This is a genomic window from Sphingorhabdus sp., assembly GCF_044374345.1.
Classification (GTDB): domain Bacteria; phylum Pseudomonadota; class Alphaproteobacteria; order Sphingomonadales; family Sphingomonadaceae; genus Sphingorhabdus_B.
The window spans coordinates 37,293-48,210 of record NZ_JBILOS010000004.1 but is presented as its reverse complement, the minus strand read 5'-3'; the positions used below and the strand labels follow the sequence as shown (position 1 = coordinate 48,210).

Genomic DNA, 10,918 nt, shown 5'->3' with positions numbered 1-10,918 from the left:
CAGATTCCTAATCTGGGGGCCACTGGTTCGAATCCAGTTGGGTGCACCATATATTTCAATGACTTACGGAAAATGTGGCTCTGGGATTATGGAGTTCTTGATGTCTCAGGCATCAGATAGGCATCAGCCAATATGGTTTCGCTGGGCATTGGCATCGGGATGGAGTTGCTAGGACTGGGGGCTGGCTAGCCCTGCGGTAGGTTTGATGCGACTCAAAGCAGGCTTTTTGCCGTAATTGCGGGAACCCAAGGGGAGGGGGGCAGGGCCGAGCGCTGCGTGATGGTCACAGGCTACCTTCGCGCGAAATTTTTTTGAATTGCGAGACACTGCTTGGTTGATCGAATTGAAACAATCACAATTGTTCCTTCAAAGAAACATGATAGACATTTAGTCAGTTATAAGGGGCTTTATGAAAAATCCATTGCTTTTAGGCATGCTGGCACTGTTTCTGTTTCCAACATCCCTTGCGTCTGCACAGAGCGATAATCCTTATACTGCATATGATCGGAAAGACGTCTCTGCTCTTACAAGGATGGCCAAGGCTGGCGACCCAGTAGCTCAGTACAATCTAGGGGTGATGTACGGCAGGGGCGAAGGCGTTGAGCAAAACTACACAGAAGCAGTGAAGTGGTACGGCAAGGCTGCAGATCAGGGACTAGCCGAAGCTCAGTATAACCTCGGGTTCTCGTACAACAAAGGCGAAGGCGTAGAGCAGGACTATGTGCAGGCACTCAAGTGGTACGGAAAAGCTGTAAATCAGGGGCTAGCTGCAGCGCAGAACAACCTCGGTGTCATGTACAAAAAAGGCGAAGGCTTAAAGCAGGACTATGTGCAGGCACTCAAGTGGTATAATCTAAGTGCAGCGCAAGGGTATGAAACTGCTAAAACAAACCGAGATGGGCTTAAAGCTTTAATGACCAATGCCCAGATCGCAGAAGCAGATCGACTGTCTCTTAATTTGCAACCCGCCGTTCAGCCAACTCTAGCGGGTACTGTGCCACCGCCCCCAACTATCCGGACGGTTAGTGCTCCAGCCTCTGCATCGACTAAAATAACTTTGAGCTCCAACGGCAAAACGATCATCATATCAGGCAATATTGAAAGCGGTTCAGCAGACCGCTTTAGAATTTTGTTAGACGCGGTGCCTTCTGTTGAAAATGTAGCATTGGTATCGAGCGGCGGACTCCTAGATGAGGCAACCGAAATGTCTCAAGCAATCAAAGCTCGAGGGTTAGATACTTATGTTGACGAATACTGTATGTCCGCCTGCACAATGGTTTTCCTTGGCGGACGAGACCGGTCGGCGACCCCGCAGGCAAAAATAGGATTTCACAAGCCTTATTTGATGGCAGATAAACCGCTGGCGGATGCCGTTGCAGAAGCCGAAATGCGTCGCTTTTACGATGAGGCAAATGTACGCCCTTCATTTACAGATAAATCGATGAGTACGCCATCCAGCGAAATGTGGTACCCATCCTTTGATGAACTGTTAGCGTCAAATGTAGTAACAAAGCGCACTTTAGGCGGCCAAGTGTCTGCCTTTGCAAATTTTTATAAGAAGCGAGCAGACTATGAAAACGAGTTGTTAAAGAGTAATTTCGGTAGTCTGCTAAAAATAAAACATCCGGATATTTTTGCAAAAATCATCGATGCTGCTTGGGCTGCACAGCAGGATGGAAAAACAGATGGTGAAGTCGGAAATGCCATGAGAGCAAAGATAGCAGAAAATTTTTCAATCATTATTGGTGCGTCTGATGATAACATATTGGATCAATATGCTAAGCTGATATCAGCCCAATTAAATGCCGCTCGCGATATAAGTTTCGATACCTGCTCTCTTTACTTGCAGGGGCGATTAGACATAGCCAAAAACCTGCCTCAAGAATTGGTAACAAGAGAATTGGCGTTGCTAGAGGCTGCACTAAAATCAAATAAGAAAAAATCATTAATAAATGAAAAGCAAGTAGAAGACATTTTGCCAAAAATTTTTTCGGACATGACAGAATTGGAAATGCAGGCAATTTATGGATCAGCTAATTCCAGCAAAATAGATAAATGTAATTCTTTTTTAAAAATGTATTCTGCGATTGAAAAAATGCCAATGCCGGATAGGGTTCGCATGGCTCGATATCTTCTGCTGTCTGAATGAAGCAGATATCATATTGGCTAAATGTGCGTACGTTTAAGCAGCCAAACTACCTTGTTGCTTTCGGCTACATTGGGGATCATTGGCAAGGAAGATTACAACTAAGATTATCATTCTGGGTGAGTGGCTTGTTTGCCGCACTATTTGTTGCCGAGCTTTCTATCTTTGCAATCGATGAAATTTACCAAAGTGATCTGTCTGAGAAAGCGTGGTTAGTTTCCATGTTAATAGTGCTTGGATTGTCGATAGCTATTTCCGCTTGGGCTATCATCGGTATTTTGCTGCGCCGGTTATTATTTTATCAGGCAAACTAACTCCCGCCATGTGTCGGCGACAGTGTCTGGAATAATTGGTTCAAATTTTTCTGGCGAGCTGTCGCTGTAGTTTGGTGAGCCATCACTCCCATACTTTGTGTAACTCAAGCCACGTATCTCATTCGAAGAGCAATTGATTTCGTATTTGGCTATTGAGCTGCGTGTTTCACTTACCCACCACGTATCCACCCCTGAAACATATGGTTCCAGATTGGCCTGACCGGCCTCATCAAAGTCTGAGATTGTAATGGCACCACTACGGAACTTCATTTTGTCGTTTCTAGCTGGGTAACCGTTTAACCAAAAAGAACGAATTTGCCCCTTAACTTGGAAATCTCTTGGCAGCAGGTAATAAAAATCGGCCATACTAGCTTGCGAGGAATAACCTGCGTTAATTTGCTCCGGCTGCGCCGGATCTGGTGTAGCGGCGCATGCGCCTACTGCGGAGGACATGAAACGTTTTCCAGCCAGAGAGCTGTCCGAAAACACCTCTAGCCCCAATGTGAAGAATTTTTGACCCAGAAACTCTTTGTCAGGAGTGCGACCGACCAACTCGTAAAGGTCACCAAGCTGCTCTTTTTTTGGTAAGCCCAAGATTAGGCGAGCTCCACAAACATACCAATACTCGGCAGGGATATCTCTGTAAGAGCTGTCTATCTTCCTAAGGTTTCGCCACCCAGATTTAGATACCGTATATGTGATATTAAACGGGTCACCAGATGACTTTTGAGCCGCGACGGCTGAGCTATGAGCAAACGACGGTATCGTCACACTGGGCAGAAGCAAAGCAGCAATCAAGAGGTGTTTCATTTTCGTTTTGTCCGATATTTTTATCTATTCGCACATTATGTTTGGCTTTTCATAGCCCTCCATAATCCAAAGATTTCTTGCCGGGTCAAACCGTCCATACATGGTGTAAGCGCAGCTTCCGGTAATTGGCTGGCCACCTGTAATTTGGGTGTTTTGCGAATAGTTGATTGCATTGCCATAGCTATATGCATTGCCGGTCGTCGTCACATTCGTTGGCATCACATAGGACTGGCTTATGACCCATTGAAATGCTCTACGTCCATCTCCCATGTCGAAGGCATTTGCAGGTGCGCCACGTTTCACCATAACCTGTTGCAACGATTGGCCGACGTAACCCTTCATTTCAGCGGAGGCGCAACCAGCAAGAGCCAGTGTAACAATGATTATCAATTTTTTCATAAAACCTCCGTCAGCAATGACCCTCATACATTAGCCTCCTAAAAAAACACCCTTCTTGCAAGTTCTATATTCTGCGACCGGCCGCACCGTTTCCCCATAACGCGCCCTTGGGCCGTTATGCGTTGAAGTTTGAGCGTCGCCCTTGCATTTGGGCAAGTGCCTTTCATCACAATCCAATGTACGCGCCGTGCCACCAATGCGGGGCATAACGCTCGACATTGAGCAACCTGGCCATTCTTCCCGCCCAGAATGCGCTCAGCTTCTGCTGTCAAAGCTAATTGACAGTTCTGAAAAAAAGCTATCATCCAAACCAAAATTTGCTTCAATCTGGTCGGCATCTCCGCTTACAGCGGCCGCCTTGAGATTAATGACCGCGAGGTCGGGCGACCCAGCTTAGGCGCCTCTTCCAATTAGGAACACTCCAACGGCAACAAGAACCAGCTTTTCCATTTTTTAGAGCCGCATTTGCAAAAATCACCAACTGTTGAAAGTGCGGATATCGGAAGGGAACTCGCTTTCGAAGCGGCTTGGCATAGGACCTTTGGAATTCACACCCTGCTCGCACCAAAATCCCCGTTGCGGGTCTCTTTGAGTGCCGCCAGCCTTGCTAAGGGCATCCATGTTGGCGTTCAGAACCCGCGCTGTCATGGCACAGTTTCTCATGTTGCCGTTGACGACCATATTCCCATTAAACGTGGCTACAAGCACGCGCATCGGCAAAACTGAGGAGTTACGATACAGCGAAGCCGAACTATCAGGATTAGGTTGACAGGCAGTCAACAAGAGAGCGGCGGCTGGCAGGACTTTTTTCATAATTAGGACCTAACAAATATATCGCTACACGCAAGAGGCCTAAGCTCTGTTAGACCTCCAAGCCGTCAATGCCGATTGCTCTCACGGGGGGGCTGCGAAGTAATGCTCAGAATAGCAGATTTGGCACTGATGGCTTCTAAATCAATTGATGTGTCCTCAGCCCAATTCAAGCCAAGCCGATTACACGCTGTTCCGCTAACGCAAGCGCCGCCAACACACTGATCTGCGTGTGTTGGACCGAGACGTCGATCTGCTGGCCATATACCTTTGGGCGTAGCTTTGATGCGGTCCATTCGCGGGCATGAACGCGCAGTTTCAGTTGCTGGACCCATGCGGATAGGGCAGCGCCTTCAAGGTGTGCGGGCGGCTCGCTGTCGGCCAAGGCAATGATGTCATCAGCGAGACTATCGGCGCGGTCTTCAATTGCAGCGCGATAGGCTGATTGCAGTTCAGGGTTCTCTCGCAATTGAACCTTTGCCCAAGTGTATGAGGGCGCTGGGTCCAGCCGTTTTAAGGCTGTGGACAGTGCATCACCGCTGGCGATGTACCCAAGCACTTCAGGCCAAATCTTATCGGGATTGATAGTCTGTGGGCGGCCTGCGCTACGTTTTGCAATGGCTGTAATCATTCTGAACCTCGTGATAAAACTTTTATGATACATTATAACATAAATGCCCAGCTATCGCGCGCGCGAATTGAGCCTTCTTAATGTGCGGATTTACGATGGTGAGGGTGAGCCGAGGGCGGGATAAGATATTGCGATACTGGCTTGCCGGCGAGAAAAGCACTTAGGATACTCTCGCCAAGGGCAATTTCGTCATGAACAGCCCTTCCAAATGACTTTCTTCCAATGGGATGATTGCCGCGTCTAAAGAAGTATCCGTGGCATTGGTATTCCACCCAGCGAGACTGGGAAGTCTCAAGCAGGTTCACGGGCTGTGCGGGCCAACCATCTCCTTGCCTTACCCATGTTGGGGTATAGTTTCGACAATGCAGCACTTGGCTGCCGTCAGGGCAAACATATAAGCCATAGGGGATGTGACTGTTTCGTCCTTGGGCGGGCAGATATGCGGCAGGCCTATCGGTGATATACGGGGTCATAAATGCTGTTCTGCCTATTCTGAGTCTGTAGGTTTGAAGAAGTCCGGCGCGAAAAGTTTTGCGCCAGTGCCGAGATGTTTTCATCGTCCCGCCGCTCCGCTCCAGTTACAGTCTCCCCTAAAGGGGAGAGACTGGACTGGAGCAGTATCGGTATGTGGTTTTGCTTCAATTTGCGCCGGTGTGCTCCAGTAAGCTGCCCTGACCGGAGCAATAGCTGACACAGCCTGATTAGCTTGCGAGGACGAAGACACCGGCGTGTTACCAATTACGATGAATTTGCGAACCTTTCGTTTGTCATCTTGGCGGTCCTCTGTTTTAAAGTGACCATCCTTGATCCACTCACTCAATATCCATTCGATGCGCTTGCGGGATGGGCCACCTTTTGAATCCAACCCAAGCACGTTGCCAACAACGTGCCCGATCCAATCTGGGGATCGCCAGTCGTATCGAAAAACACCTGCCTTAGCGGCCTCCTGAGCCCGAATGATGTCATCAGTCGTGAACATATCGGCTGGTTCTGGGGGCATCCACGGCTCGGCTACGCCAACGCTATCACCGTTGCCCAGATCCACTGAAATCAGTTGGAACCAATTGGCCGCCTCGGGCGCAGCGCGGTTATGCTTGTCATCTTGAACGGAAATATACTGCCGCCTTTCATCCTTGTTGATGCCCAGTTGCGTTGCTTCATCGGCACTCATCCGGTTTAACACTAACGCAGATCTTGCAGCGCTGATGAGGGCTGAAGCGCCTCTTGCTGAGTTGGCGTTCACTTCCATCGATCCTGCCTTGTTGGTATGGTGTACCAGCACCACGACACAACCGGCGGTCTTCGCTACTCGCGCCCATGCCTTTGCTATCTTATCGATTTTGCTGTTCGAGTTTTCTTCAACCGCGTGAGAAGACACGAACGGATCGACAACCAGCACCTTAATCCCGCGCAAGGTTAACTCTGCTGTCAGCGCCTGATAAACCGGCTCAAGCAACTTCATGCCGTCGCGGTCTTCGATAGCCGTGCACAGGCCGGAACCATCCATAGCGCTATCAACAAATAGGTTACTTTTGATTTCCGCAGGGGTAATTCCATGATGCTTGGCCGCTGCTTGAAGTGACCTGGATAACTCGTCCAAATCGTCTTCCAAGTTCCACAGCCAGACTGCCTGAGGCCCGCCCCAGATAGTTTTCCCCATCAAGTTACGCCCGGTGGCTATCGATAACACAATGCCTGCCACTAACGTGGATTTGCCGACACCTCCGGGTGCAACGATACAGGCAATTGTATTAAACAAAAGCCAGCGCCCAAAGGCCCAAGGTCGGGCTGGCAAGTTTTCAGGATTTCGCCAAACATACGGCGTGGCCGAGATAGCCTCCGCCTGTTTTTGCGTTTCGGCAATTGTGGCCACTTCGGAAATGGACGCCAAAGCTGCTGCGCGGTCGCCATTATGCTCGAAATGGACAAACAAATCGAACGCATCACCAAACCTGTCGCCTGAATCCCCGGGTGCCCCGAGACCGGCTTCGGCGTCGGACCCCGAAAGGCTACTCCAAGAGCCACCGTCAGGCTCAAGATAGACCCTTGTGGCGAAGCTACCGGATGTTTGAAATGGCGAACGCCAGTCGCAGCTCCCAGCATATTTCTGTTCGTAACCGTGCTTGGCCAACACATCCTCAAGTGGGTTTTCGGCGTTGAAGCGCTCAATCGGGCTAAGCACACCCATAGCAGGACGCAGGGCCTTTTTGAGTAATCTTGCTGCGCGGTCTGCAGTTCTTTTTGCCTCGGCGGCCTCTGCCGCTTCAGCGAACCGCCGTATAGTCCCTGCAAGAGGCTGGCTCGACAGATCGACAGGTGAACCTTCGGCAAACGAGAATTTGTAGTGGATCGGTTCACCATCTTCACGACGGTTTTTTGGCATAACATTAGGAAGGTAAATCAGCTGCCCAGCTCGTTCCAGCGTTGTATCCGGCGCGATGTCATGAGAACGAAGCATGTCGAAGAGGGCTTGCTGTGCTTGCGTCCAGATGTCGAAGGGCACGGGATCGGCAAGGGGGGCAAGTATGCGCCATTTGTTGTTTTCATTGGTAGCGCTAGATGTGCTGTATATCACGGACGTCGTCTCGACACCAAAGATAGCGTCTACAGCAGCTTCGATATGCTCAAGGGCTACGTCTCCCTTATCGATATCTGCCGCTAGCATGGGGAATAAACCTTTTTCGCGCTGCACAGCATGAGTTCGTGCATCAGTCGATGAGTACGACGATGGGATTATGGCCGTGGCAGAGGATTTTTCTAACGCGGTAGGCTTATCTACTGCCGCGAAGATTTGGCCCAGCGTAATGGTATTGTACCCGCGCTGTGTGCCTTTTCGGGTCTCTTTGCTGTTTTTCAAAAGTACGACACGCCGTTCGCGCCAGTTGGATTTTGGGTTTTTCATTGTACGGACTTTCATTGAAAGCCAGCTCAGTTTGGTGTAGACGGGGCTTGCAAAACATTTCTATGCCCTCGGTTCCAAAAGAGCCGGGGGTGTTTTTTAAAGGCGGCTGGCGCTAGTCGAGTTGATCAAGCGGCTTTCGAGCCAAGTGTCGATGTCGCAGCGGCGATAGCGAACTGCGCCGCCTAGTTTGGCATATCTGGGACCATCCCCAGTGATCCGAAAACGCTCCAGCGTCGGCTTTCCGAGCCTTGTGTAGGCTGCGGCTTCAATTGTTGTGAAAACTTCAGGTTTCATCTTTGGCCATCTCCTTGTTGCAGTGGCCGTCACCAGTAATCACCGTTTGCGCGCGGGTCCTACCCATTTGGCGAGCAGGTTTTTCAACGCGCGCCTTGCTCGATCGTTTCCTACTTTCCTATTGATGTCTTGGTAACTACCCTGCGCGCGCAAAATGTCCCCAGCTTCCGCTGGTGTTGGAGGAACGAAGGTCTTGCCAGTCAGTGCTGAAACAAGTCGTTGAACAGCTAAAGCGCCGCTTAGTGCAACCTGCTCAGAGTAACCCGCTTCTGCCTTGCCTGTTAGCTTTAATGCTTTCAGGGCTCGCTCGGAGCGATCCGATGAAGTGTCTTCAATTACGTGTTTAACAACATTTTTGGCTATTTGCTGGGCCCATCGCGCAGTGTCCTCATCTGAGAGCAACCCCGTTGCGATCGCCCGCCATATCACATCTACTTTCCCCCTAGATGGCTTCCTTGAATTCCAATCAAAGTTACGCAATGCTTCCAAAGCATCTAAGGCTAGCCGTTCATCGTCAGGACAGTGTTGTGTGGTCATGCTCGTGCTCCCAACTCAATGACATTATTCGATATGGCACCGGAAATGAGGCGCTGCACATGAGTGGCCCACGCCGAAAGCGCAATTCGCTTTTCATCTTTCCAATCATGGCGCTGGTAGATTCCTGCAACACCAGAGCGTGCACCAGACACATGGTTGAGCACGGCTTCGGTAACTTCAAAGCGTACTCCTAAGCGTTGCAAGCCAGTGGCCAATGTTCGGCGAAGATCGTGGACGCGCCAAGCTTGAAGTGAGCCTGCTTCGGTAAAGGTCTTGGCTATCGCGTTGTCTAGTTCCGCCTTGGCCTTTGAGTAGGATTTGATCACGGTTTTGCCGTATGTTGTCAAAACCGGGCCAAACTTAGGCCATTGCTTGGGGTCCATTTCATCCAACTCTGTCTTCACCTTTAGCGCAAGCGCTAACCGGTCCAGTTCTTCAACCACAGTCCTGGCAAGGGGCACGATTTGCGCCATGCCATTTTTGGTTCGGTTGCCGGGGATGGTCCAAGTGGATGTGCCGCGATCTAGTTCGGCCCAAACCATGCCTGCCACTTCCTCTCGCCGTTGCCCGGTTAAAATCAACAGCTTGAAATAGGCCCGATAAGGATCACGCAATCTTTCCACGCCCTCCCATACTTTTACGAGTTCATCGTCGTGAAGTACCCGTTTGCGGGGTTCTGGGGCGCTTGGCTTAGCCATCAAGCGTACGGGATTGTCGGCGATCTCACCACGCTCCATCGCCCAGCGAAACAGAACGGATGAGTAGGCATAGACTGCTAGACGGCTGGCGCGATGTTTCATTGGAATTGCATCAATGATACCTTGCAGATCTCCCCGCGTGATGTGGGGCAGAGGCTTGCCCTTTAAAGCAGGCTCTAGCCGCATTTTTACGATATGGCGGGCTTGTTCTAAAGTGCGAGGGCGGCGACCCTTTTCTGCTTCGTAATGCTCGAGCCAGCGCTCTGCCACCTTTTCGAACACAAGCTCGCTTTCTAGCTTGGCCTTACTCTCTGCCTGGCGCTTGACCTCGTCCTTTGCGCCTATCGCGTCTAACTCGGCTTGTCGGGGGTCAATTCCCATTTCCACCATCGCAGCCAATTCCTTGGCGCGGTTTCGCGCCTGATCCGGGGTAAGGTTGCCGTGCTTGCCGATTGTGTATTTGCGCGGGGCTGTCTTGTCAGCCATGCCAGGACGAGCGAGGCGATACTGGTAAATATACACTTTGCCACCCGCCGGTGTCACTTTCAGGCCAAAGCCTTTGATGGTGTCCTTCCCGCCATCATCCCAAATGACATATTCCCGCAGCGCCACCTTGGCCGCGTCAACTGTGCGCTTCGTAATTGGAGCTTTGGCCATTGTGTTTGCCTGATACCTAGAGGAGATGTAGGCATCAGATAGGCATCAGATGGAATCATATCAAGGATGATTTGTGAATATTGGTGATTACAAAAATAACGTATTATAGAGGTTTAAAGAAAAAATGTGCAGCAGGTATGCGAGTTTTTCTCAAATTCCTAATCTGGGGGCCACTGGTTCGAATCCAGTTGGGTGCACCATATGCGTACCAATGCATGAACGGGGATTTGCCCCGTCAATATCGTACCGACAGCATTCTCTAGGCTGGCCGTCCCTTCGATAATCCGAATATTTTCATAACCCACTTTGATTCGGGATAAATAGACGCGCAGATAAACTTTGCGGGCGTGGAATGGCCGCGAGAAGAATGTGCCTCTTACGCGCCGTCGGTAATTGGGCCGACAATAATAATGTCATTTGCGCGCAATTGATAGCCTCGGCGTGATCGCCGTCGCGGCAATTGATGAGATCCTGGCAGGCCGGAAATTGGCCCAAATCAGCGACCTATCGGCATAAGCAGCGGACAGATGCAACCATATTGGATTTAACGTGAAATGTTAAAAATCCTAAAAAAAAGTTAATAATTCAAGTGCGAAATGTAAATTTATGCAAATTTCGGTGTGGACATTGCGGTCTGAATTATGCACTTGGATATGTTATAACCATAATGAAATAATAAAGGGTAGAGAATGCGCACCAAATCCGTCGGAGTAAAACTGT

General features: G+C 50.0%; 10 protein-coding genes. 2 read left to right on the top strand and 8 right to left on the bottom strand.

What is annotated here, in order from left to right:
• Nucleotides 1-409: 409 nt before the first annotated feature.
• Nucleotides 410-2,149, top strand: coding sequence for a hypothetical protein (locus ACIQ5B_RS01015; protein WP_397597383.1), 1,740 nt, complete (start codon nucleotides 410-412; stop codon nucleotides 2,147-2,149).
• Complete coding sequence (locus ACIQ5B_RS01010) at nucleotides 2,146-2,460, top strand: hypothetical protein (RefSeq protein WP_397597382.1); 315 nt, start codon at nucleotides 2,146-2,148, stop codon at nucleotides 2,458-2,460. Before ACIQ5B_RS01015 ends, ACIQ5B_RS01010 begins: the two co-directional genes overlap by 4 nt.
• Here ACIQ5B_RS01010 and ACIQ5B_RS01005 read toward each other — a convergent pair.
• The 8 genes from ACIQ5B_RS01005 to ACIQ5B_RS00970 form a co-directional block, all read right to left on the bottom strand.
• Nucleotides 2,440-3,270, bottom strand: a complete 831-nt coding sequence (locus ACIQ5B_RS01005) for a surface-adhesin E family protein (RefSeq protein ID WP_397597381.1) — start codon at nucleotides 3,268-3,270, stop codon at nucleotides 2,440-2,442. The two genes, ACIQ5B_RS01010 and ACIQ5B_RS01005, sit on opposite strands and share 21 nt — an antisense overlap.
• Before the next feature lie 24 nt (nucleotides 3,271-3,294).
• Entirely contained in the window at nucleotides 3,295-3,669 is a 375-nt protein-coding gene (locus tag ACIQ5B_RS01000) for a hypothetical protein (protein ID WP_397597380.1), read from the bottom strand.
• A gap of 474 nt (nucleotides 3,670-4,143) precedes the next feature.
• Entirely contained in the window at nucleotides 4,144-4,482 is a 339-nt protein-coding gene (locus tag ACIQ5B_RS00995; protein WP_397597379.1) for a hypothetical protein, read from the bottom strand.
• Nucleotides 4,483-4,648: 166 nt separating this feature from the next.
• Nucleotides 4,649-5,110, bottom strand: coding sequence for a hypothetical protein (locus tag ACIQ5B_RS00990; RefSeq protein ID WP_397597378.1), 462 nt, complete (start codon nucleotides 5,108-5,110; stop codon nucleotides 4,649-4,651).
• 553 nt (nucleotides 5,111-5,663) lie between these two features.
• Nucleotides 5,664-8,012, bottom strand: a complete 2,349-nt coding sequence (locus ACIQ5B_RS00985) for an AAA family ATPase (protein ID WP_397597377.1) — start codon at nucleotides 8,010-8,012, stop codon at nucleotides 5,664-5,666.
• Between the two features lie 96 nt (nucleotides 8,013-8,108).
• A complete protein-coding gene (locus ACIQ5B_RS00980) occupies nucleotides 8,109-8,306 on the bottom strand; it encodes a helix-turn-helix transcriptional regulator (RefSeq protein ID WP_397597376.1) in 198 nt (65 codons plus the stop codon).
• A 39-nt stretch (nucleotides 8,307-8,345) separates the two neighbouring features.
• Nucleotides 8,346-8,843, bottom strand: a complete 498-nt coding sequence (locus ACIQ5B_RS00975) for a hypothetical protein (RefSeq protein WP_397597375.1) — start codon at nucleotides 8,841-8,843, stop codon at nucleotides 8,346-8,348.
• A complete protein-coding gene (locus tag ACIQ5B_RS00970) occupies nucleotides 8,840-10,198 on the bottom strand; it encodes a tyrosine-type recombinase/integrase (RefSeq protein WP_397597374.1) in 1,359 nt (452 codons plus the stop codon). The genes ACIQ5B_RS00975 and ACIQ5B_RS00970 overlap by 4 nt, the downstream gene beginning before the upstream one ends.
• Between the last annotated feature and the right edge of the window lie 720 nt (nucleotides 10,199-10,918).

Coding starts and splice junctions, on each gene's coding strand:
- ACIQ5B_RS01015 (WP_397597383.1), top strand. CDS start 410: ATGAAAAATCCATTGCTTTTAGGCATGCTGGCACTGTTTCTGTTTCCA.
- ACIQ5B_RS01010 (WP_397597382.1), top strand. CDS start 2,146: ATGAAGCAGATATCATATTGGCTAAATGTGCGTACGTTTAAGCAGCCA.
- ACIQ5B_RS01005 (WP_397597381.1), bottom strand. CDS start 3,270: ATGAAACACCTCTTGATTGCTGCTTTGCTTCTGCCCAGTGTGACGATA.
- ACIQ5B_RS01000 (WP_397597380.1), bottom strand. CDS start 3,669: ATGAAAAAATTGATAATCATTGTTACACTGGCTCTTGCTGGTTGCGCC.
- ACIQ5B_RS00995 (WP_397597379.1), bottom strand. CDS start 4,482: ATGAAAAAAGTCCTGCCAGCCGCCGCTCTCTTGTTGACTGCCTGTCAA.
- ACIQ5B_RS00990 (WP_397597378.1), bottom strand. CDS start 5,110: ATGATTACAGCCATTGCAAAACGTAGCGCAGGCCGCCCACAGACTATC.
- ACIQ5B_RS00985 (WP_397597377.1), bottom strand. CDS start 8,012: ATGAAAAACCCAAAATCCAACTGGCGCGAACGGCGTGTCGTACTTTTG.
- ACIQ5B_RS00980 (WP_397597376.1), bottom strand. CDS start 8,306: ATGAAACCTGAAGTTTTCACAACAATTGAAGCCGCAGCCTACACAAGG.
- ACIQ5B_RS00975 (WP_397597375.1), bottom strand. CDS start 8,843: ATGACCACACAACACTGTCCTGACGATGAACGGCTAGCCTTAGATGCT.
- ACIQ5B_RS00970 (WP_397597374.1), bottom strand. CDS start 10,198: ATGGCCAAAGCTCCAATTACGAAGCGCACAGTTGACGCGGCCAAGGTG.